General features: G+C 66.8%; 23 protein-coding genes and 2 pseudogenes. 7 read left to right on the top strand and 18 right to left on the bottom strand.

Features of this window, described 5'->3' with window-relative positions; genetic code table 11:
- Nucleotides 1–51 precede the first annotated feature (51 nt).
- From ACLBYA_RS14680 to ACLBYA_RS14670, 3 genes are read right to left on the bottom strand one after another with little or no spacing between them, the layout of a single operon-like run.
- Entirely contained in the window at nucleotides 52–750 is a 699-nt protein-coding gene (locus tag ACLBYA_RS14680; RefSeq protein WP_447710168.1) for a GntR family transcriptional regulator, read from the bottom strand.
- A 49-nt stretch (nucleotides 751–799) separates the two neighbouring features.
- Nucleotides 800–1714, bottom strand: coding sequence for an LLM class F420-dependent oxidoreductase (locus ACLBYA_RS14675; protein ID WP_447710141.1), 915 nt, complete (start codon nucleotides 1712–1714; stop codon nucleotides 800–802).
- Nucleotides 1715–1768: 54 nt separating this feature from the next.
- Nucleotides 1769–2428 (bottom strand): transposase, encoded by a 660-nt coding sequence (locus ACLBYA_RS14670; protein ID WP_447710140.1) that lies wholly within the window; start codon nucleotides 2426–2428, stop codon nucleotides 1769–1771.
- A gap of 163 nt (nucleotides 2429–2591) precedes the next feature.
- Between ACLBYA_RS14670 and ACLBYA_RS14665 the strand changes: the two are divergent.
- Nucleotides 2592–2849: pseudogene (locus ACLBYA_RS14665) on the top strand (helix-turn-helix domain-containing protein); the annotation flags it as partial.
- The gene (locus ACLBYA_RS14660) at nucleotides 2740–3093 is read left to right on the top strand and encodes a zinc ribbon domain-containing protein (RefSeq protein ID WP_447710139.1); all 354 of its coding nucleotides are present in this window, start codon (nucleotides 2740–2742) and stop codon (nucleotides 3091–3093) included. The pseudogene ACLBYA_RS14665 and the gene ACLBYA_RS14660, both read left to right, overlap by 110 nt.
- Here the strand turns inward: ACLBYA_RS14660 and ACLBYA_RS14655 are convergent.
- The 3 genes from ACLBYA_RS14655 to ACLBYA_RS14645 all read right to left on the bottom strand — a co-directional run bounded on the left by ACLBYA_RS14655 (nucleotide 3090) and on the right by ACLBYA_RS14645 (nucleotide 5139).
- A complete protein-coding gene (locus ACLBYA_RS14655; protein ID WP_447710138.1) occupies nucleotides 3090–3527 on the bottom strand; it encodes an SRPBCC family protein in 438 nt (145 codons plus the stop codon). The genes ACLBYA_RS14660 and ACLBYA_RS14655 overlap by 4 nt on opposite strands.
- Before the next feature lie 89 nt (nucleotides 3528–3616).
- On the bottom strand, nucleotides 3617–4687 hold the full coding sequence (locus ACLBYA_RS14650; RefSeq protein ID WP_447710137.1) for a CaiB/BaiF CoA transferase family protein: 1071 nt from the start codon (nucleotides 4685–4687) through the stop codon (nucleotides 3617–3619).
- The gene (locus tag ACLBYA_RS14645; RefSeq protein ID WP_447710136.1) at nucleotides 4684–5139 is read right to left on the bottom strand and encodes an SRPBCC family protein; all 456 of its coding nucleotides are present in this window, start codon (nucleotides 5137–5139) and stop codon (nucleotides 4684–4686) included. The genes ACLBYA_RS14650 and ACLBYA_RS14645 overlap by 4 nt, the downstream gene beginning before the upstream one ends.
- 97 nt (nucleotides 5140–5236) lie before the next feature.
- Between ACLBYA_RS14645 and zwf the strand changes: the two genes are divergently transcribed.
- A complete protein-coding gene (gene zwf / locus ACLBYA_RS14640; protein ID WP_447710135.1) occupies nucleotides 5237–6736 on the top strand; it encodes a glucose-6-phosphate dehydrogenase in 1500 nt (499 codons plus the stop codon).
- Between the two features lie 25 nt (nucleotides 6737–6761).
- Here zwf and ACLBYA_RS14635 read toward each other — a convergent pair whose 3' ends face one another.
- From ACLBYA_RS14635 to ACLBYA_RS14600, 8 genes are read right to left on the bottom strand one after another with little or no spacing between them, the layout of a single operon-like run.
- Entirely contained in the window at nucleotides 6762–8198 is a 1437-nt protein-coding gene (locus ACLBYA_RS14635) for an MCE family protein (RefSeq protein ID WP_447710134.1), read from the bottom strand.
- A gap of 1 nt (nucleotide 8199) precedes the next feature.
- Nucleotides 8200–9321 (bottom strand): MCE family protein, encoded by a 1122-nt coding sequence (locus tag ACLBYA_RS14630; RefSeq protein WP_447710133.1) that lies wholly within the window; start codon nucleotides 9319–9321, stop codon nucleotides 8200–8202.
- Nucleotides 9318–10595, bottom strand: a complete 1278-nt coding sequence (locus ACLBYA_RS14625) for an MCE family protein (protein WP_447710132.1) — start codon at nucleotides 10593–10595, stop codon at nucleotides 9318–9320. Before ACLBYA_RS14625 ends, ACLBYA_RS14630 begins: the two co-directional genes overlap by 4 nt.
- Complete coding sequence (locus tag ACLBYA_RS14620; protein WP_447710131.1) at nucleotides 10592–11878, bottom strand: MCE family protein; 1287 nt, start codon at nucleotides 11876–11878, stop codon at nucleotides 10592–10594. The genes ACLBYA_RS14625 and ACLBYA_RS14620 overlap by 4 nt, the downstream gene beginning before the upstream one ends.
- Complete coding sequence (locus tag ACLBYA_RS14615; protein WP_447710130.1) at nucleotides 11878–12936, bottom strand: MCE family protein; 1059 nt, start codon at nucleotides 12934–12936, stop codon at nucleotides 11878–11880. Before ACLBYA_RS14615 ends, ACLBYA_RS14620 begins: the two co-directional genes overlap by 1 nt.
- A gap of 9 nt (nucleotides 12937–12945) precedes the next feature.
- Complete coding sequence (locus ACLBYA_RS14610; protein WP_447710129.1) at nucleotides 12946–14241, bottom strand: MCE family protein; 1296 nt, start codon at nucleotides 14239–14241, stop codon at nucleotides 12946–12948.
- Nucleotides 14242–14246: 5 nt separating this feature from the next.
- The gene (locus tag ACLBYA_RS14605; protein ID WP_447710128.1) at nucleotides 14247–15065 is read right to left on the bottom strand and encodes an ABC transporter permease; all 819 of its coding nucleotides are present in this window, start codon (nucleotides 15063–15065) and stop codon (nucleotides 14247–14249) included.
- Nucleotides 15065–15832 (bottom strand): MlaE family ABC transporter permease, encoded by a 768-nt coding sequence (locus ACLBYA_RS14600; protein ID WP_447710127.1) that lies wholly within the window; start codon nucleotides 15830–15832, stop codon nucleotides 15065–15067. Before ACLBYA_RS14600 ends, ACLBYA_RS14605 begins: the two co-directional genes overlap by 1 nt.
- 161 nt (nucleotides 15833–15993) lie before the next feature.
- On the opposite strand from ACLBYA_RS14600, the gene ACLBYA_RS14595 reads away from it, so the two are divergent.
- From ACLBYA_RS14595 to ACLBYA_RS14585, 3 genes and pseudogenes are all read left to right on the top strand, one after another.
- Nucleotides 15994–16335, top strand: coding sequence for a UBP-type zinc finger domain-containing protein (locus ACLBYA_RS14595; RefSeq protein WP_447710126.1), 342 nt, complete (start codon nucleotides 15994–15996; stop codon nucleotides 16333–16335).
- A gap of 4 nt (nucleotides 16336–16339) precedes the next feature.
- A pseudogene (locus ACLBYA_RS14590) lies at nucleotides 16340–17284 on the top strand (cation diffusion facilitator family transporter).
- Nucleotides 17281–17421, top strand: a complete 141-nt coding sequence (locus tag ACLBYA_RS14585) for a hypothetical protein (protein WP_447710125.1) — start codon at nucleotides 17281–17283, stop codon at nucleotides 17419–17421. The pseudogene ACLBYA_RS14590 and the gene ACLBYA_RS14585 overlap by 4 nt, the downstream one beginning before the upstream one ends.
- On the opposite strand, the gene ACLBYA_RS14580 is transcribed toward ACLBYA_RS14585, so the two are convergent.
- Both ACLBYA_RS14580 and ACLBYA_RS14575 read right to left on the bottom strand, forming a co-directional pair.
- Entirely contained in the window at nucleotides 17418–18995 is a 1578-nt protein-coding gene (locus ACLBYA_RS14580) for a phytoene desaturase family protein (protein ID WP_447710124.1), read from the bottom strand. The genes ACLBYA_RS14585 and ACLBYA_RS14580 overlap by 4 nt on opposite strands.
- Nucleotides 18996–19041: 46 nt before the next feature.
- Complete coding sequence (locus ACLBYA_RS14575) at nucleotides 19042–19647, bottom strand: TetR/AcrR family transcriptional regulator (RefSeq protein ID WP_447710123.1); 606 nt, start codon at nucleotides 19645–19647, stop codon at nucleotides 19042–19044.
- A gap of 71 nt (nucleotides 19648–19718) precedes the next feature.
- Here ACLBYA_RS14575 and ACLBYA_RS14570 point away from each other — a divergent pair, with 71 nt between their 5' ends.
- Nucleotides 19719–20492 carry an MBL fold metallo-hydrolase gene (locus ACLBYA_RS14570; RefSeq protein WP_447710122.1) on the top strand — a complete coding sequence of 258 codons (774 nt, stop codon included), beginning with the start codon at nucleotides 19719–19721 and terminating at the stop codon, nucleotides 20490–20492.
- 1 nt (nucleotide 20493) lies between these two features.
- Here ACLBYA_RS14570 and ACLBYA_RS14565 read toward each other — a convergent pair whose 3' ends face one another.
- Both ACLBYA_RS14565 and ACLBYA_RS14560 read right to left on the bottom strand, forming a co-directional pair.
- Entirely contained in the window at nucleotides 20494–21078 is a 585-nt protein-coding gene (locus ACLBYA_RS14565; RefSeq protein ID WP_447710121.1) for a TetR/AcrR family transcriptional regulator, read from the bottom strand.
- Between the two features lie 34 nt (nucleotides 21079–21112).
- A complete protein-coding gene (locus tag ACLBYA_RS14560) occupies nucleotides 21113–21643 on the bottom strand; it encodes a YdcF family protein (RefSeq protein ID WP_447710167.1) in 531 nt (176 codons plus the stop codon).
- Nucleotides 21644–21662: the final 19 nt, after the last annotated feature.

The following is a 21662-nucleotide window of genomic DNA, read 5'->3' as shown; positions in this document are numbered from 1 at the left end:
CGGCCGTTTCCCCCGACTCATCTTCTCGGTTGCGCCGGAAATATATTCCGCTCAGGCGAGCAGCCCGGTATCCCGGGGCAGCGTGGCGATCACGGCGTTGAGCCGGGCGGCGTGTTGCTCCGACACCGCGATCAGGGTGTCCACATCCCCGGCCAGGAAGGCCTCCAGCATGGCGCGATGGTCGGCGTGCAGATCGGCCCGGTCGACCGGACTGACGTGCACCATCGACTGCACCGGTTCGGTGACGTTCCAGGCGGCTTCGAGCATGTGCAGCAACCGGTGCATGCGCGACGGGGCGGTCAGCGCATGGTGGAACTGTCGACTGCCCCGGTGGTAGGCCGCCGCGTCACCGTCGGCGATGGCCTGTTCCAGACGCTGGTTGGCCAGCACGGCCTCGGCCCGGTCGGTATCGGTGGCGTTGTGCACTGCGGCCGCCAACGACGCCGACTCCAACGTCTCGCGCACGATGTACATCTCGCGCAGTTCCTGGGCGGTGAGCAGCGCGACGGTGTATCCGCTGTTGCGCCGGTGCGCCACCAGCCCCTCGGCCACCAACGTCTTGAGCGCCTCCCGGATCGGGATCTGGCTGACGCCGAACACCTCGGCGACCTCGGCCAGCGGGATCGCCGTGCCGGGCGGAACCCCGCCGTCGAGGATGGCGCGACGCAGTTCGACGAGGATGCCGTCCTGCGAGGTGCCGGCCCGGTCCGCGGCCAGGCGCTCGAGCAGCGCCGAACGTCGCACCCGCATCATCGGTCAACCGTAGGTCCCGGATATTTCGGTGGTGTTGCCATCGGGCCTACAGCGAGGCGGTGACCTCCCACGCGCGGGCCAGCACCGGTAGTGAGTGATCCAGTGGGCTGAGCGCGACATCGGTCGCGCCCGCGTCGAGATAACGGCGCAGGTGGGCTCGCACGCTCTCGGCGTCCCCGACGGCCGCCAGATCGGCGATCGAATCGAGGCCCTCCCGTTCGATCACCTTCTGATACGACGGGATGGTCGCGTAGAAGGCCAGCGTCTGGGCGGCCAGTTCGCGGCCGGCCTGCACATCATCGGTGACCAGCGCCGGAACCATCGCGATGATCTTCGGCTCGGGCCGGCCCGCATCGGCGGCGGCTTTGGTGATCGCCGGCACGATGAAATCGGCGAGGGTGCGCGGCCCGGCCAGGTACGGCAGGGTGCCGTCGGCGAGCTCACCGGTGACCTGCAGCGCCTTGGGCCCCATGGCCGCAACGTAGAGCGGGATCGGGGTGCCGCCGGCGAGCGACACCGGCCACTCCGGGTCGGCGGTGAAGTGCTCACCATGGAAGTCGGCGACGCCGTCGTCGAAGATCGACCGGAGCACCTGCAGGTGCTCGCGCAACCTGCCGACCGGGTTGGGCCAGGCGGTGCCGAACGCGTCCTGTTCGGGTTTGTGTGCACCCAGCCCGAGGCCCAGGCTGAAGTTGCCGTGGGCGGCGGCCTGGGCCGTCTGCGCCTGCGAGGCGACGACAAGGGGGTGGCGCGGGTTGAGCGGGACGACCGAGGTGCCGACGTGCAGGCCCGGCACCGCGGCGCCGATCAGGCCGGCCAGGCCGATGGCGTCATGGTCGAACTGCTGGGCCAGCCAGATCTGCCGGACCCCGGCGTCATACGCCGCGCGGGCCTGGCTGATCGCGTCGTCGACGTGGTTGGCGGCGCTTCGGTTGGGGACGAGAACGATTCCAGTGGGCATGTACGGGTCAGCGAGCCCGCACGCACCAGAATTCCTTTGGACTCGCGTTGATTCCTAAAGCGTGTCGAACAACTGGCTGCGGTCGAGCCGTCGGAGTAGTAGGGCGACTTGACTGAGGTAGACGAAGCCTTCGTGCGCGACCAGGGTCATTTCGTAGTGGCGGTCGATGCGGCGGCAGTGATTGATCCAGCCGTTGGTGCGTTCGACCACCGAGCGTCGTGGTTGGACGATGAACCCGTGGCCGGGTTTTGGCCCGGACACCACCTCCACTGTGACGCCCGCTTTCGTCGCTGCGGTGGTGACGGGCTGGCCGGTGCAACCCATGTCGACCCACCCGTGACCGATGGTTGGGTCGATCCGCTTCGCTTTGCCGAGCAGCTTCGGGAATGCTGCCCGGTCTTGGACATTGGCCTCGGTGAAGACCGCGGCGATCAGCACACCGGCTGAGTCGTCGAACACATGCCGTTTTACGCCGTCGACCTTCTTCGCCCTGTCGAAGGCGCGCGGCCCGGCCACCGGCGAGGCTTTGGCCGAGGAGGAATCAACGACGGCTGCGGTGGGCTGCGGCAGATGCCGCCAGGCGCATCCGGTGCGCAGCACGTACAAGATGGCGTCGAGGTACTCCCGCCACCGCTGCGGTGGGCAAGGCCGCTCACCGCGTGGATGTTTCGGTACGAGGAAGCTGGCGATATGAGCCCACGCGGTGTCAGACATATCGGAGCGGTACCGGCGCCGACCGGGTCTTGGGGCACATGACGATCGATGGTGATCGAGAGGTCGGACACGTCGTCGCTGGCCAACGTGTTGTCAGTGGTGTGTGGGACGCTCAACGGTGATGGCGCGGCACACGACATTCCGGTTCTGACTCGATCCAACGGTCGAGCAGCACGCGGTGCTGGCTCGGCATGCCGGGGCGTCGCGATTCGCGTTTAACCAGTGCCTGCGGATCGTGAAATCTGCGCTGAATCACCGCGGAACGGTCCCGGGCACGCTGGCCAATCACCGGCTGGCTCGCGCGATCTCCGATGAGGTATCCGTCAAGTCAGCTCTGCTCGCTTTGCAGCGAGCGCCGCACCGACCTGCCCCTGGCCGACCGGGTGTTCACCTGCCCCAATGGGCATGTGATCGATCGTGACGGCAACGCCGCGACGAATCTGGCCCGCTGGGGTCACACCCACCCAACCGATCCCCGGACCCCCAAGCAACGGGGCCGGGCCACCAACGCCCGCCGACGGGACGGCGCTGGCCAACACCCCGTGTTGGTGAAACCAGCCCGAAAGACGCGGGAACCGACGTTCGCACCGCACCCGCGGCCTGAACTGACGACGTCCGAGAAGGGCGGTGCCGAACACTCAGTCGAGTTGTTCGACACGCTTTAGCCGTAGAACCGGTTGACCCGGATGCGCAACCGGTCGACGGCGGCGTCGAGCACCAGTTTCTTGGCGCGCCGCATCAAGAATTCGGGGATGGGTGCGGCGACATCGATGATCAGGTCGAACCGCACCCTGGTGCGATCACCCTCGCGGATCAGCTTGTACTCACCGTGCTGCCCGCGCTGCTGAAAGGTGTCGGCGGCATCCCACACGACCCAGTCGTCACCCCAGTGGTACTCCAGCGACTCCTTGTCGGTGAAACCCATGATCTTGACGGTCGCTTTGACGTGATGCGGCTTGCCATCGGGATGGCGGTCGACCACCTCGGTGGCCCTGTGCACGGGTGACCAGGTCGGCACCTCGTCGATGTCGGCGATCGCAGCAAGGATCGCCTCCGGCGAGGCGTCGAAGAGGAGTTCTCTCGACGCTCTGACAACCATAGGGCAAATATAAGACTGTTCTTAGACAGCTGCAAGGGTTTCGGCGATCTGCGGGTTGACAATTGACGTTGTCGCAGGCAGCAAACCCGTCACCAGCCCAGGTCGGCGAGTGCGGTCCCCGCCTGCGGCGGGGTGCCTACCGGGCCGGCGGGTGTGCGGGAGAACCGCGGCGCGGGCGCGGCCTGCCGAACACCGGCGACATCGATCAGGGTGCTGCGGGCGTTCAGATGCGTACTGTCGGCGGCCTCGGCCCAGCCGAGCACCGGGGTGACGCAGGCATCGGTACCGGCAAAGGTAGCCGCCCACTCGTCCCGGGTGCGGGTCGCGAAACGCTCCTCGAAGACCGCCCGCAGCTGCGGCCACCGGTCCCGCTCGAACTGGCCGGGCAGCTCGTCGGCGTGCAGGCCGAGCCCGGCCAACAGTGCGGCGAAGAACTGCGGTTCGATGGCGCCCACCGCGAGGTGCCCGCCATCGGAGGCCTCGTACACCCGGTAGAACGGCGCGCCGCCGTCGAGCAGAAACGATTCCCGTTGGTCGGCAAGGGATCCCGTTGCCTTCATGGTCCACATCATCTGGGACAGCACGCTGACCCCGTCCACCATCGCGGCATCGATCACCTGACCGGTGCCCGACTTCTCACGTTCGTAGAGCGCCGCGAGGATCCCGACCAGCACGAGCATGGAGCCGCCGCCGAAATCGGCGACGAGGTTCAGCGGGGCGACGGGCGGACGGTCCCGGTAGCCGATGGCGCTGAGCGCACCGGTCTGGGACAGGTAGTTGATGTCGTGGCCGGCGGTCTGGGCCAGCGGGCCGTCCTGACCCCACCCGGTGATGCGGGCGAAGATCAGCCGCGGGTTCACCGCTGCGCAGTCGGCCGGCCCGATACCCAGCCGTTCACATGTCCCGGGCCGGAAACAGTCCAGCAGCACATCGGCTTTCGCGAGGAGGTCCAGCAGCCGCTGCGGATCGGCCTTGACGTCCAGATCGACGATTCGCTTGCCGCGGTGCAGCAGGTCGACGTTCTCGGCAGGCATCTGCAACCCGCCCGGACGGCGGACCCGCACCACATCGGCACCGAGGTCGGCCAGCATCATCGCGGCATGCGGGCCGGGGCCGATCCCGCCGAGTTCGACGACCCGGACCCCGGCCAGTATCGTCACGAGGCTTTCTTGACCTTGAGCACCTGCTTGCGCAGTCCGTCGGTGGCCACGTCGATGGCGCCGGACATCACCTTCTTGAGGATGAACCCGGGCAGCGGGATGGCGAGTTCGATGTCCATGTCGAACCGGACTCGTGTCTTCTCGGGGTCCGTCTCCCCCAAAGGGGTCAGCGTGTAGCTGCAGTTCTGCGATTTCAGCTGTCCGGCCTTGACCAGCACCCAGCTGACCTTGTTCGGCTCCCAGGTGTAGTCGATGGTCAGCTGATCGCTGATGCCGACGGTTTTGATCGTCTGGATGACGCGGTGCGGACGGCCGTCGTCGTCGCGGTCGACGACCTCGGCCTTCTGGTACTGCGGGGACCACGTCGGGGTGGACTCGACGTCGGCGACGACGGCGAGGATCTCCTCCGGGCTCGCTTCGATGACCACTTCACGGGAAACGCTGGTTGCCATGGCCTGACACTAGCGATGCCCGGTCCCGCGAAGGTGAGTTTGCGCGTCAACCGCCCTGACGCGCGCCGTTTACATTCCGGTGGCAGCATCGGCGCCCATGACCACCCCGAAGCCCCAGACCATCGCGTACCCGGCGCCCGGTTCCCGACCGCGGCGCGTGGACGACCTCGCGGTCGCCCCGCATGTCATCGTGTTGTTCGGGGCCACCGGCGATCTGGCCAAGCGCAAGCTGCTGCCGGGGATGGCGCATCTGGACGGGTCCGAACTGGCGCCCAACATCGAGATCATCGGCACCTCGCTGGAGGACCTCACTCCCGACGAGTTCCGGGTGCTGGCCAAGGAGGCCATCGACGCGTTCGGCACCCACAAGCTCACCGCCGAGCAGTGGGAGGACTTCGCCGGCCAGCTGACCTATGTGCCGCAGAGCGCAGGACCGGCGGCCCTGGCTGCCGCCGTCGCCACCGCGGAGGCCAAGCTGGGTCCCGATGTGCAACGGCTGCACTACCTTTCGGTGCCGCCGAAGGCGGCCCGCGCGGTCATCGCCACGCTGCGCGAGGCGGACCTGGTGGACCGGTCCCGGGTGGTGATGGAAAAACCGTTCGGCACCGACCTGGCCAGCGCCATCGAACTCAACGATTTTGTGCACGAGACGTTCCGGGAGCGGCAGATCTTCCGGATCGACCACTTCCTGGGCAAGGAAGCGGCGCAGAACATCCTGGCGTTCCGGTTCGCGAACGGGCTGTTCGAGCCGATCTGGAATCGCAACTTCATCGACCACATCCAGATCGACATCCCCGAGACGCTCGGCCTGGACCAGCGGGCCAACTTCTACGAGAGCACCGGCGCCTACAAGGACATGGTGGTCACCCACCTGATGCAGGTGATGGCCTTCGTGGTGATGGAACCGCCGACCGCTCTGGAACCCCGCGCCATCAGCGAGGAGAAGAACAAGGTCTTCCGTTCCATGCTGCCGATCAACTGCGCCGACGTGGTGCGCGGGCAGTTCGCCGGGTACCGCGAACTCGACGGTGTGGCAGCCGATTCCGATACCGAGACGTTCATCGCAATGAAGGTGGGCATCGACAACTGGCGCTGGGCCGGGGTACCCATCTACCTGCGCACCGGCAAGAAGATGGCCGAGGGCCAGCGCATCATCTCGATCGCCTTCAAGGAGGCCCCGCGCACCATGTTCCCGCAGGGCTCCGGCGTCGGCGCCCAGGGCCCGGACCATCTGACCTTCGATCTGGCCGACTCGTCGAAGGTGTCCCTGTCGTTCTACGGCAAGCGGCCCGGGCCGGGGATGAAGCTGCAGAAGCTGTCCATGCAGTTCTCCACCCAGGAGACCGATTCGTCAGACGACGTGCTGGAGGCCTACGAACGGTTGATCCTCGACGCGATGCGCGGCGACCACACCCTGTTCACCACCGCCGAGGGTATCGAATCACTGTGGGACCGTTCGGCGCAGCTGCTGGAGGATCCGCCGCCGGTGAAGCTGTACCAGCCGGGGACGTGGGGACCCAACGCCATCCATCAGTTGATCGCGCCGAACGCCTGGCGGTTGCCGTTCGAGAGGGCCTGGCGGGACAAGAAGTCCTAGGTTCCTGCACGCCGCCAAAGGTGCCCTACGGCACCGGCGGCACCAGCAGGGATTCCCAGCTGGGGGCGGCGGGCCGGCCCAGATCGCCCTGGGTGTAGTTGCGCCCGTCGGGGCCGATGTAGTCACCGGTCGCCGGATCGTAGGATGCCACCGCGATCGGCGGGGGCGGTTCACCCGGAGCGGAGACCCCGGGCGGGTATTGCGGGATCCCCTGGCCGCTGAGCGTGGCGTTCGGATCGCCTTTCCAGTTGTAGCCATCGTTGAGCGGGACGTACTCCTCGTCGCTCTCACAGATCTCGACGGTCGGCGCCCGCTTCCACGGTTTCGTCTCGCACGGGATGTTGCGCACCCCGCGGACGTTGAGATCGGAATCCTGCGGCACCCGGCAGTACAGCTCGCCGGATGGCCGGTCCGGGGCGTCGACGTCGGTGGGCACGCGCTGCTGGCGTGCGGGCAGGAACCCGGTGTTGCAGGGCGGAGGCCAGTTCAGGTTCAAATTGAAGTCCAGGTAGATGCCGCGATAGTCCTGCACGGTGTCGGAGTTGGCCAGCGTGATCGCCGACATCACCGCGGTGCCCTGCGGCACCAGGACCAGCAACTGTTCCAGGTCGGCGCGGTAGGTCACGGCGATATCGCCGAGGCTCACCAGATTGGCCAGCAGCACCGGCAGTGCCGGGGCGAACCGGTCGAACAACGCCTGCCCTTCCTGCAGGGTGGGCCCACCCTGGTTCAACAGGTCCCCGAACGCGGTGTCCGCAGCGGCGAACTGTCCGGTGATGTCGGCCATCCGCGAGGCCCAGGTCTGGATCGAATCCGCGGTCTGCACCTGGGAATCCAGTACCGCCGGCGACTGGTCGATCAAGGTGGCCAGCTGATCGGCTGATGCGCCGGCATCGATGGCCAGTGCGGTCGAGCCGTCCACGATGCGGGCCAGGTCGCGCCCCAGCCCACCGACGGCGGTATCCGCCTCGTCGATGAGGATACGCAGGTTCTCCTGCGGAATAGCTTGCAGCGCGGTGTTGGTGGCGTCCAGCAGGCCGGCGATATCGGCGGGCACCGTCACCTTACCGGCCGCGATGACATCGCCGTCGCGCAGCGGCGTTCCGTCTTCGCCGTTCGGCGTGAGTTCGACGAACTGCTCACCGATGGCCGACCGACTGTGCACCGCGGCCGAGACATCTGCCGGTACCGGGGTGTCCGATTCGAGGTCCAGGTCGGCGCGTACCCCTGTGGCGGTGACCTCGACGGAAGTGACCCGGCCGATCTCGTCACCGCGGTAGGTCACCACCGAGGTCGGGTACAGTCCGCCCGAACTGGGCAACTCCAAGGTGACGTGATAGCGCCCGATCCCGATCAGTGCGGGCACCTTGACGAAGCCGAACAGCATGACACCGCAGGCGATCACGGTGATGGAACCGAGGATCGCCAGCTGTATCCAGACCCTGCGATGCAACCGGATCATGTCAGTAGGCTCCCCACCGATACGGCGCCACCAGCGGGTTGCCCGCCGTGTACGGGCTCGGCATGGTGCCGATGGTGCGGCCCCACTGCATCTCCAGTTCGGTCAGATCGCCTTCCCATCGGGTGCCGGTGAAGATGCTGCTGTCCAACCGGCTCAGGGTCAGGTCGACGATCAGGCTGATGTTCGCGAAATCGCCTCGGAACCAGTTGGGAATGGTGCTCTTCACCCACGGGTAGGTGGACAGGAAGTCGAGTCCCTGAGTGAGCGCCGGCCCCGCATCGGCGAGTTCGCGGAACACCGGGGCGATATTGCGCAGGTTGTTCACCAGCGATTCGCGGCTCTGCTGGACCGTGGAGTTGGCGATCGCGCTGAACTTGCCGAGCGCGTCGATGGCCTCGACGATCTTGACCCGCGAATCGGCGAGCACCTTGAGCGCCTGCGGCATGGTGGTCAGCGCGCGGTCGACGACGGCGTCGTTGGCCGCGACCTGACCGGCGAGCTCATTGAGATGTTCGGTGGCGGTGATGATGTCGTCGGTCTGCGCGTTGAGCGCGGTGATGAAGATGTCGAGCTCGGTGAGCAGGCTGCGCATCTCGTCCTCGCGCCCGGCCAGCGCCTTGGCGAACGTCTGGTTGATCTCCTGCAACTGGGCCAGCCCTCCCCCGTTCAGCAGCACCGACACCGAGGCCAGCGTCTGTTCGGTGGTCGGATAGGTGGCTGCCGCCGACAGCGGGATCACCGATCCGTCGTGCAGCGTGCCCTGGGCCGGCGCATCGACCGGAGGTGCGAGTTCGATGTGCATGGATCCAAGCAGGCTGGTCTGGCCGACCTTGGCGGTCGCGTTGGCGGGCAACACGACGTCACCGTCGATGCGCATGGTCACCAACGCGTGCCAGTCCTGGACTTCGATCCTGGTGACATTGCCGACGTTCACATCGGCCACCCGGACGCGGGTGTTCTGCTGGATGACGACGACATCCGGCAATTGGGCCTGGATGGTATAGGACCCCTCGTCGGTACCCGCAGTGCCGGGCAGACTCAGCGAATTCAGGCCCCGCCATTGACATCCCGGCAGTACGACCAGCGTCGCGGACAGTATCCCGATCAGCACAGCGCGGGTCATGGCGTGCCGCCCGGCACCATCAGGCCCGGCAGACCGGTGGCCGGATCGCTGGGGACCGCGGGACCCTCGGCGGCGAGCATGGCGATCGGATCGGGGGGTGGCGGCGGGGCACCCGGGATCAGGTGATTCTCGCTGTAGGTGATCTCATTGGGGCGTGCGGTGGCACCGACGAACGGGTTGCCGCCGATCGGCAGGAAGTTGTACTGCCGATTCTTGACGATCGGTGCCAGATACTGTGTGCACAGTTTGGCGGACTGCTCGCTGTTGAGCCGGGAGGCGGCCTGCACTGCGCCGCAGATGAATCCGACGGTATTGGAGAAGTTGCCCAGCGCCATGATGCCGGTCACGGCGGCCTGCGCGGGCTGGTAGATGTTCACGAAGTTCTGGAACACCGCCGGAGCGATGTGCAGGATCTGCTTCACATCGGTGCGCCGGTCGTTCAGTGCGGTGGTGATCGAGTTGAACCGATCGAATGTGGTGCCCAGCGATTCCCGGTTGTCGGCGATGAACCCCCGCAGGTCGGACACCGCCAGGTCGAGAGCCACGGTGGCATCGGCGATCTCGTCGGGGGAATCCGACAGGACTGTCGACACGTCGGCCAGATTGACGTTGAACTGGGCCAGCAGATCACTGCTGGAGGACAACGCGGAGACCAGCAGCTGCAGGTTGCGGATCGTGCTGAAGATGTCGGTGCTGTGATCCCCGAGCACCGACATGGCCTGGGAGAGCTTGATGACGGTGTCGCGGGCCGTGTCACCCTGGCCCCGCAGGTTTGCCGCCGCACTGTTGATGAACTCACCGACGGCGTTGGGTCCGCCCGGCGTCGCGGGCTGCAGTGATTCGGTGAGCTTCTGCAGTTGCGCACGGAAGTCGTCCCATTCCACCGGAACTGCGGTGCGCTCCTGCGGAATCGCCGCACCGGGAGCCAGTTCGGGCCCGCCGTCATACGCCGGGACCAGCTGGATGGCGCGGGCGCTGACCAGCGACGGGGACAGCACCGCGGCGCGGACATCGGCGGGCACCGGGTGCCGCGCGTCGACCGTGAAGGTGACCTTGATGCTCTCGGGCTGCGGTTCGATCGCCTCCACGGTGCCGACCGCGACCCCGAGGATGCGGACCTCGTCACCGGCGTAGAGGCCGTTGGCATTGGCGAAGTACGCCACGAAGGTGTTGGTGAGCACCCTGTTCCACCAGTCGGTGCCGACCACCGAGAGCGCTGTCACCAGCACCACCGACAGCAGCATGGCCGTCACGATCCGAAGCCGACGCCTCATGGCACATACACCGGGGTCGGTCCGACCGGTGCGGGACCAGAGAATCCCGGCGGTGGCGGCGCGGGCGGTCCTGGCGGCGGGCCGCCGGGCGATGGTGCCGGCAGCGGCGGCTGGTAGGGGTAGCGCGGATCACCCGGGTGTCCGGTGATCGACTCGGGCAGTGTCAGGTTCGGATCACCGCCCTGCCCGGTGCGCGGATACGGCACCGGGAGTGCAGGAGTGCCGGGCTGGCCGACACCGGGATCGACGAGTTCCGAGGGCAGCCCCACGGTGGGGTCCAGCCCCAGATCGGAGAAGGCGGCATCGACAAACGGCTGGACGAACTGACCGGGCAGCAGGTTGACGAGCGAGGCCTTGAAGAACGGGCCGGATCCGAGCACCTCACCGAAGGACATGGCATAGCGGCGCAACAGGTACAGCGTGCGTTGCAGTTCCTGCTTGCGGTTGTCCAGGATCTCCAGCACCCCGTTGAGCTTGTCGAGCGCGGGTCTGAGTTGTTCCCGGTTGTCGGCCACCAGTCCGGACAGCTGAGCCGATGCCGCGGCCAGATTGCCCATGAAGCTGTCGACGGCGTCCCGCTGCGAGAGCAGTTCGGCAAGAAGCGAATTGGCGTTGACCACGAGGGCGGCGATCTGGTCGCTGCGTTTGGCCAGCACCCCGGTGACCGTGTTCGCATCGGCGAGAAGGTTGCGCAGTTGGGCGTCGCGGGTGTTGAGAGTGTCCGAGAACTGCGCGACACCGTCGAGTGCGAGCTTGAGGTCGGCCGGGGTGTTCTGGAAGGTCTCGGCGAGGGTGGACAGCGCGGTGGACAACTGGGTCGTGTCCAGACCGCTGATCGTGGTGGTGAGATCGCCCAGGGCGGTGGGCAGATCGTAGGGTGAGGTGGTGCGTTCCAGTGGGATGGCGCCGGACAGTTCACCGTCGCCCTGCGGGGTGAGTTCGAGCATCTTGGTGCCCAGCACGGTCTCGGTCTTGATGGCGGCCTCGGTGCGGTCTCCGAGCGCGACATCGTCGTCGACGGTGAACTCGACACGAACCTTGGTGCCCTCCAGGGTCACCTCGGATACTCGGCCGACGCCGTAGCCGGACACCCGGACATCACTGCCGGGTTTGATACCGCCGGCTTCGGCGAAATAGGCCGAGTGATCGGATGTGCCCTTGATGACCGGCAGTTTGTCGTAGGAGAACGCGGCGACCACGACGGCGACGAGCGTCACGGTGCCGACGATGCCGACGGCGGTGCGGTTACGCTCTGCGATGGGTTTGATCGTTGGCGTCTTCATCATCGTCCCCCGTCGCTGCGCTCGCCCTGGTTCGGCGTGCACCGTCCCGTGTCCTGACCTGCCAGCTTGATGTACACGGGCTGCCCGCCTTTCCCGTTGACCTTCAGTGCGGCATCACACAGGTAGAAGCCGAAGTAGTCGCCATAGAGGCCTTGGCGGGCCAGGATCTGGTAGGTGTCCGGCAGGGTGCGGACCAGATCGTCGACGTAGTCACGGTCTGCCATGATCTGGCCGGCAAACCGGTCGGTCTGGGCGACAGCCTCTTTCAGCGGTTCCCGCGCCTGCACCAGCAGATCGGTGATCGTGCCGGCAGCGGCGTTGATATGCGCCACTCCGGTAGCGATGTCGGTGCGCCGGTCGGCCAGCCCCTGCACCAGCGTCGACAGGTCGCCCAGACCGGTGGAGAACTCGGCATCGCGTTCGGCGAACGTGGTCAGCACGGTGTTGAGATTGGTGATCACCTGACCGATCAGTTCGTCGCGGCCAGCCAATGTCTTTGTCAGGGCCGATGTTTGGGCCAGTACCGACGAGACGGTGCCGCCCTGCCCCTGGAACACCTTGAGCAGTTCCCCGGACAGCGCGTTGACCTGGTCGGGATCCAGGGCGCGGAACAGCGGCCGGAATCCGCCGATCAAACTGTCGACATCGAGGGCGGGCTGCGTGCGGTTCAGCGGAATCGTCTGTCCGGGTTGCAGTGTGCGAACCGAGCCCGGCCCCTCCTCCAGCGCCAGGTAGCGGTCGCCGATCAGGTTCTCGTAGCGCACCGCGGCCGTGGTGCCCTCGGTGAGTTGCAGTCCCTTGTCGATGGCGAACTCGACGGTGACGGTGCCGTCCTTGTGCAGGGTCAGACCGCCCACCTTGCCCACCTCGACGCCCGCGATCCGTACGAAGTTGCCGCTCTTGAGCCCGGAGATGTTGGTGAACACGGCGTGGTAGCCGACCCGTGAGTCGAAGCGGAACTGCCCGAACACCGTGACCAGGGCGAACAGGAAGACCAGGCACAGGGTGGTGAACAGCGCGACCCGAAACACGGTGCCGGTGATGTGTTCTCTACGCATGAGTGTCTCCTAGGGCCCGGCCGGTGGCGGCGGGAAGGGCGGCGCCGGCGCGCCGAACGGTCCCGGTCCGGGGGCGGGTCCGCCGGGATAGCGGATACTCGGCAGTTCGGGGACGGCACGGGTGACCGGGAAGTAGTTGGCCCAGCCGGGGAAGCCGATTCCGGGGTTGGTCCGGATCTCGTTGGGCAGCGTGCCCCAGCCGGTGTCGGTGACCAGCGCCTTGACCGGGAAGCTCTGGCTGACGTCGGGCAGGGATCCACAGCTCGGCTTGCCACCGGGTCCGCCGGTGGCGTTGGTCTTGGGCAGGTTCTGCGGGTACCGGTAGGCATCGTCGCCGGCGAGCATGGCCGCATCCATGATGACCGATTTACCGTTACCGCCCAGCGCATCCCGGCCGCCGTGTTCCAGGAACCAGAATGCACCCTGGAACAGGCAGGTGTAGGTCGGCGAATACTTGAGCAGCAGGTTGGTGGTCGGGTCCAAGATGTTCATGGCGCGCACCAGGTCGGTCTGATTTCCGCCGATCAGGTCGACCCCGGACCGGGAGAAGCCTGCCGCTGACAGCAGGAGGGTGTCCAGGGCCCGGGCATGGGTGCTGATGGTCGTCGACGTGGTGGCGAAACTGTCCAGTATCGACACGATGTCCCGGGCCGCATCCGAGTAGGCCGCGGTGGTCTGCCCGAACAGTTGCCAGTCCCGTTGCACCGTCGGCATCCGCGGATTGACGGTCAGCAGCACCGAGTTGGCCGCGGTGATGGCATGTCCGATGCGGTCGCCCTTGCCGCGCAACGACTCCGATACGGCGGCGAGCACCGCGTTGAGTTTGGCCGGGTCGACGGCCTGCACCACGGCCTGCAGGTTCTCGAACACGGTGTTGACCTCGACGGTGACGTTACGGCTGCGCAGGACTGCCCCGGGGCTCAGACGTTCTGCGCTGGGTCCCTCGGCAGGCACGCTCAGCTCGACGTACTTGGCGCCGAAGGCCGTGGTGGACTTGATCTCGGCTTCGACGTTGCCCGGCAGGTATTCGAACGGTCCCGGGTACATGCTCAGATGCAGTGCGGCCAGACCGGATTCGGTGCCGATCGCGCGGACCTCACCGATCTGGACGCCGCGCAGTTTGACCTTGGCGCCGTCCTCCATCACCAGGCCGGCACGGTCGGAGACCAGGGTGACGGGCACGAAGGTGCGCAGTGTGCCGTTGAACAACAGTGCCGTCATGACCGCCAGCGCGATGATGACGATCAGCAGGACGGGCGCCCACCAGATCGGGTCGATCCGCTCCCGGCGCGGACTGTTGGCCATGCCCCTCACCCCGACAGGTGGAAATTGCCGGACTGCCCGTACACGGACAGTGTGATGGTCAACAGCACAAAAACCGTGGCGGTGACCGAGGTCCGGACCGCACGCCCGACGGCCTCACCGACGCCGGCGGGCCCACCGGTGGCGGTGAATCCGTAGTAGGTGTGCACCACCATCACCGCGGCGGCCATCGACAGTGCGGCCACGAAGGACCACACCAGGTCCGACGGCCGCAGGAACGTCGAGAAGTAGTGGTCGTAGACACCGGCCGATTGGCCGTAGACGAAGGTGGTACCGAATCGTGTTGCCAGAAACGACATCAGTACCGCGACGGTGTAGAGCGGGATGACGACCACCACACCGGCCACGATGCGGGTGGAGACCAGATAGGTGATGGCCCGGATACCCATCACCTCGAGGGCATCGATCTCCTCGTTGATGCGCATGGCGCCCAGTTGGGCGGTGGCACCGGCGCCGATGGTGGCAGCCAGTGCCACCCCCGCGGTGGCCGGCGCGATGAAACGGACGTTGAGGAACGCCGACAGGAATCCGGTGAGCGCCTCGATACCGACATTGGACAGTGTGTTGTAGCCCTGCACCGCGATGAGCGCGCCGGTGGACAACGTCAGGAACCCGATGATGACGACGGTCCCGCCGATGACCGCCAGCGCCCCGGTCCCCATCCCCATCACCGCGATCAACCGCAACACCTCACCGGGATAACGGCGAACCGCATCGCCGATATGTGCCAGCGACTGTCCGTAGAACGCGGTCTGCTCCCCCAGCAGCCGGGTGCGGTCGACGATGCCCTGGCCGAATCCGGTCATCAGGGGGCCACTTTCACACCCAGTGCGGTGGCCAGGATGTTGATGAGGAACAACGCCATGAAGGAGAACACCACGGTTTCGTTGACCGCGTTACCCACTCCCGTCGGCCCGCCGCCCACCGAAAGTCCCTTGTAGCAGGCGATCAGGCCGGCCGACAGCCCGAACAGCAGCGCCTTGACCAATGACACGATGACCTGCGGGAGGCCCGTCAGCAGGGTCAGACCGGCGACAAAAGCACCCGGGGTGACGTTCTGGACGTAGACGACGAACAGGTAGCTGCCGGTCAACCCGACCACGGCGACCACCGAGTACAGCATCAACGCGACGAAAGTCGCCGCGATGACTCGCGGAACCACCAGCGCCTGAACCGGATTGACGCCGATCACCTTCATGGCGTCGATCTCCTCGCGGATGGTGCGGGCGCCCAGATCGGCGCACATCGCGGTGGCGCCCGCCCCGGAGACGACGATGGCGGTGACCACCGGCCCGACCTGGGTGACCGAGGCCAGCGCCGCACCCGCACCGGACAGGTCGCCGGCCCCGATTTCCAGCAGGACGATGTTGAGGGTGAAGACGATCAGGACGGTGTAGGGAATGGACAGCATGATTGTCGGGAAAATGGACACCCGGGCCACGAACGCAATTTGCTCGAACAGTTCCCGCCAGGCGAAGGGTCGGCGAAACATCGCGGCGAGGGTCTCGGCGCTGAGCACCACGAAGCCGCCCACGGCAACCATGGACTTGCTCACCTGCCCCGAGGCACTCATCGCGCGGACGTTAAGTCCGGTGCAGTTAGCTGTCAAAGGCAGCGAAAAGCAAACACCGACGTCAATTCGGGATTTTGCTGGTGGGTATCACGCGAATGGTTTCGCTCAGCGTGATTCGATCTGGCCGGTCAAAATTCGCGCCACTGCGTAGACTCGCAGGCGTGGACGTCAATCCTGCCGCTGCACCGACCGGAACCGGCTGCGTGGAATGTGATGCCGCCGGCGGCTGGTGGGTGCACCTGCGTCGCTGCGCGGCGTGCGGGCATATCGGCTGCTGCGATGACTCGCTGGCCAAGCACGCCTCAGCGCACTGGCGCGCGACGGGACATCCGATCATCCGGAGCTTCGAGCCGGGCGAGGACTGGTTCTGGAACTACGACACCAACCAGTACTACGACGGGCCCGAACTCGCTGAACCGCAGGCACATCCCGCCGATCAGCCGGCACCCGGCCCGCGCGCCAGGGTGCCCCGGGACTGGATGGCGCAGCTGCAAGGTCGCTGACCACGTGGTGAAGGCCGGCGGCGACAGCACCGTCACGGTGCTGGTGGCCTTCGCCGCGAACCTGGCGGTCGCGGTGGCCAAGAGTTTCGCGGCCGCGGTGTCGGGCTCGGCATCGATGGTCGCCGAAGCCGCACATTCCTGAGCCGACACCGGCAACGAGGTCTTCCTGCTGATCGCCGACCGCCGCAGCGTCCGCAAGGCCGACGAACGACGTCCGCTCGGCTACGGCAGGGAGGCCTATGTCTGGTCACTGCTCGCCGCGGTCGGTCTGTTCGTCGTCGGAGCGGCGGTGTCGATCTGGCACGGCGTCACCGAGCTGTTGCACGGTGAGGACGGCGCAGAGGACTACCGCATCGCCTACGTGGTGCTCGCCGTCGCCTTTGTCCTGGAGGGCATCTCGTGGCTACAGGCCATTCGTCAACTACGAAGCGATGCAAAGGCATTGGACAGCGACGTGCTGCGGTACGCCTTCGAGACCTCGGATCCGACGGTGCGTGCCGTGTTCGCCGAGGACAGTGCGGCTCTGATCGGTATCGTCATCGCGTTCACCGGCATCCTGTTGCATCAGCTGACCGGCGATGTCGTGTGGGACGCCATCGGATCCATCCTCGTCGGGCTGCTGCTGGCAGTGGTCGCCGTGGTGCTGATCAACCGCAACCGTGTCTTCCTCACCGGTGAGGGCGGGCCACCACGACTGCGGCAGGCGCTGTCGGACCGACTGGCCGGCTACCCCGAGGTGGCGCTGGTACGTTTCCTACGCCCGGAGTTCATCGGCCCGAAACAGATCTTCCTGATCGCGAGTGTGGATCTGGTGGGCGATGCCGTCGAATCCTCTGTCGCGCGGACGCTGCGCATGCTGGAGCACCGTCTCGAGGATTCCGCGCCCGAGATCATCGAGGTGGTGCTGACCGTTTCCGAGCCCGACGAAACGGGTAGTTCTCCGTTGTGAGTACTGATCCCAAGACCACCGAGTCGGACGCCGGCAAGCCGGGCGCCGAGGACGACGTCATCAGTGACCCGGCCAAGGGCGCCGAGGACCGGACCGACTGGTCCGACGAAGGCGGCAGGCCCGCCGAGGACGACTAGCCCCTCGGCTGATCCGCGTCGGCCAACGCCGCCTTGGCCGCGTTGTAGCCGGGAATGAAGGTGATCCCCGGACCGCCGTGACAACCGGCGCTGCCCAGATAGAGTCCGTCGATCGGGATGGGCTGGTCGACATAACCTTTCGGCCCGGGCCGGTTCGGCCCCATCTGCTCGGGATGAATCAGCCCGTGGCAATAGTCGCCGCCGGGTGCACCGAACATGGTGCCCATGTGTTTGGGCGTGAAGGTGGTATGCCGGATGATGCGTTTCTCGAAATCGGGTGCCAGCCGGGTGATCTTGTCGATCACCCGCTGCCCCATCTCGGCCTTCAGATCACCGTAGGAGGCGTCCGGGTTCTCGACCGGGAACCACAGCGAGAACGCGGACACCGCATGCTTACCGGGCGGTGCGAGGTCGGGGTCCTTGACCGAGGGCATCTGCATGGCGATCGCAGGATCAGCCGGGACGATCCCGCGCCGACACTGCTCCCATTGCTGCTGCAACTCCTCCGGAGTGTTGAAAAGCCCAATGGCGGATTGCATTTCGGGATCGTTGAGCATTTCGTAGGGGGCGGCGAAGGTGGGCATGCCGTCGAGCGCAAAGTGCATCTGCAGGTAGCTGCCGCGGTGGTCGACGTGTGAGAAGCGCGTCCGGACGTCGGCAGGCAACGCAGCCGGGTCGAGCATGCCGGTCACCGTGGCGTCCGGCGCGATCCCAGAGACGACGACCGGTGCGTGCACCTCGGAACCGTCCTCCAGACGCACGCCGGTGACATGGGAGTCGGCGGTGAGAATCTCGGAAACCTTGGCACGCAACCGCATCTCGCCCCCACCACCCACCAGGGCGTCGAGCAGATGCGCGGTCAGCGCGCCGATACCGCCGCGCAGTTTCTTCATCAGAACCGCGTTCTCGTCGGGAACCGCCAGCCCGAACGCCAGCGCGGCGGCGCTGCCCGGTGTGGACGGTCCCCGGTAGGTGGTGTTGATCGCGAGGAAGGACAGCATGCCGCGCAGCGCACCGTGTTTCTCGCCGTCGGGCAGGTAGCGGTCCAGCACCTCGGTGACCGAGCCGAACAGCATGTCGCTGATGGCCGATCGTTCGAACTCGTTCTGCGCACAGGCGTACATCTGATCGAGCGTCTTGGGCGGGCGGCCCGCGTCGAAGCGACCCAGCGCGCGGGTGGGCGCCTGGCTCCACGCCATCAGGCCGGCCATCCCGTTGACGGCCTCGGCACCGTGAACTTCGTTGAGATGGGTGAGCAGTTTCATCGGGTCGGTGTAGTAGATGACCGGGTCGTCGCCGATGCCGCGCAGCGATACCGACATCACGTCGGCGTCGACCGTCGGGAGCGTGTCGAGGCCGAGTTCGCGGCTGACCACCGCTGACGTCGGGAACTGTAGCGACCCGGCAATCTCGAACTTGTAGCCGTCGAAAAGCTCGACGGTGGAAGCCATTCCGCCCGCGTACAGCTTGGCGTCCAGACACAGCGTGCGCAGTCCGGCGCGCTGCAGCAGGGCGGCGGCGGCCAGACCGTTGTGGCCCGCACCGATGACGATCGCGTCGAAGCTATCCGGCATCACCCGAGGCTCGCAGTCGGGCGACGTTTTGTCAATATTGACAAAACTACCGGCGGGGAATGACGCCTGACTCCAGTGAATCCAGCGCGGTGCGGCACAACCGGGCCAGCTCGGGCAGGGAGCGGTCCTCGGCGAGCATCCAGACCTCCATCGCCCCGAACACAGCCGCCGCGATACACCGGGCCGCGACGGTGACCTGCAAGCGGGCATAGGCGTTGGGTGCCGGCGGATGGTCGTGGCGCAGGTGCTCCTCGACCACCTCGGCGAACGCCGCCTCCACCTGACGGATGTGCCGGACGATGCGGCCGGGATCGAGCTCATCGGAGCGCAGTTCGGCGATCCGGGCCACCGCGTCGACGTCGTACGGGGACTCCAGGATGGCGGCGTGCACGGCGTCGACGATCGATTCATCGGCGGACCGGTTGGCCAGTGCGGCGCGGAACCATTCCAGCCCGGCGTCGTAGTCGACGAACAGCAGATCGTGCTTGGACGAGTAGTGCCGGTAGAAGGTGCGCAGCGAGACCCCGGCGTCGGCGGCGATCTGTTCGGCGGAGGTGTCGTCGACTCCCTGGGCCAGGAAACGCACCATCGCAGCTTGGCGCAACGCGTCGCGGGTTCGCTCGCTGCGAGCAGTTTGAGCGGGCCGAACCATCGCCACAACCTACCCCAGCGGACGCACGACCTATGGTGGGGCCAACGCGATAAATCGAACGGAGCCCCGCCTTGCGCGTGCATCATCTGAACTGCGGCAGCATGCCGATTCCGACCGCTCCCCTGGTCTGCCATGTGTTGCTGGTGGAGAGCGCCGAGGGGTTGGTGCTGGTCGATACCGGTTTCGGCCTGCTCGACTGCGCCGAGCCCGGCCGTCGGCTGGGGACGTTCCGGCACGCGACCCGTCCCGCGCTCGACCCGGCCGAGACTGCGGCCCGCCAGATCGAGCGACTCGGCTTCCGCCGCGACGATGTGCAGCACATCGTGGTGACACATTTTGATCTGGACCACATCGGCGGGCTGGCCGACTTCCCGTCCGCGCAGGTGCACGTGACCTCGGCCGAGGCGGACGCGGCCATGTACAACCCCACCCGGTTCGAACAGTTCCGCTACCGCAGCTCGCAATGGGCGCACGGCCCGAAGGTGATCGAGCACGAGGCCGACGGAGATGCCTGGCGCGGGTTCGCGGCGGCCAAGGAGCTGCTCGACGGGGTGGTGCTGATACCGCTGGCCGGGCACACCCGCGGCCACGCGTGTGTCGCCGTCGACGCCGGACACCGCTGGGTGCTGCACGCCGGTGACGCCTTCTATCACCGCGGCACGCTGGACGGCGGGCCGGTACCGCTAATGTTGTCGACCTTCGAGAGTGGCCTGTGCTGGGACCGGAAGCGGGTGCGCGAGAACCACTCCCGGCTGGCCGAGTTGGCCGGGCGCGGTGAATCCGATCTGCTGATCGTCAGCGCCCATGATCCGGTGCTGCTCGAGCAGGCCCGCGCGAGCGCCTGAGTCAGCGCGGCGCGACCAGCGCGATCGTCGCGTCGACCGCCTCTTCGGTGATATCGCTCATGGTGCCGCCGTTCTCGACGGTGACGGCGGTCAGTTCACGCAGACCGCCCAGCAGCATGATGACCCGCTGCCGGGACACCGCGCCGATACCGGCCTCGCGGAACCGGGGGCTGTCGACGAGCGCGTTGACCATCTCGATGAACTGCTCCATGAAGTCACGGGTCAGCGCCCGCCCGGCGACACCCAGCGAGGGGCCGTCCCGGATCCAGCTCAGCGTCAGGTCGGGCCGGGACTCACCCGAGGCGATCCAGGCCTCGATGGCCTGGCGTGCCTGCTGGCGCCACGGTGCCTCGGGGTCGACGGCGGCCGCGATCTGGCGGACCTGATCGGCGTTCGCCTCGGCCAGCAGCGCCATGAAGCACTCCTCCTTGCTGGCGAAGTGCTCGTAGAACGTGCGTCGCGACGTCCGGGCGCGGCGCACGATGTCCGCGATGGTGGTTTTGGCGTATCCGTCCTCAGCAATCGAGGCCTCGAACGCGGACAGCAGACGGGAGCGGAAATCCCCCGCGGCAGCGTCCGTCGTCACCCGGTCACCATAGAACGGGTCATCACGGCGGGCATCAGCTGATCGGGGTGATGGGGCTGAGCACGTCGCGCACCAACTGCGCGACGTTGGTCTGCGGGCTGCCGTCGGGAAAGCTGACGGTGGCCAGCACGTTGCCGCCGGCGTCGGCGAAATTGCCGTCGGCGCGGCCCTGATGGGTCGACGAAGTGACCAGGATGATGCCCGAGGTGTCGGCCTTCTCGGCCAGCGGCACCGAGAAGCGGGCGTTCTGCACGGTGCTGTTGGCCTTGTCCTCGATGATGATCCGGTTGGCCGGGAAACCCAGCAGCCGCAGCAGATTGCTCATCTCACCGGCCTCGGTGCGGCCACTGCGCGGGTTGCCGCCGGTGACGATGATCGGCGACTGCGGGAACGCCTGCGCGACCGCCAGTCCGGTCAGCACCCGGGTGTAGAGGATCGGGCGCATCCAGCCGTCCGGGGTCAGCCCGTAGCCCAGGATCACGATGGCCGGTTTGGAGAAATCCTTGCCGACGAAGGGTTGGGCCGAGGCCGGTGCGGCGACGCCCAGTGCCAGGGCGAGCGCCATGACGGCGGCTACCGAAGCC

The sequence above is a fragment of the Mycobacterium sp. C31M genome (assembly GCF_053345865.1).
The sequence above is the reverse complement of the archived record's forward strand: the minus strand, read 5'-3'. Positions and strand labels throughout refer to the sequence as shown.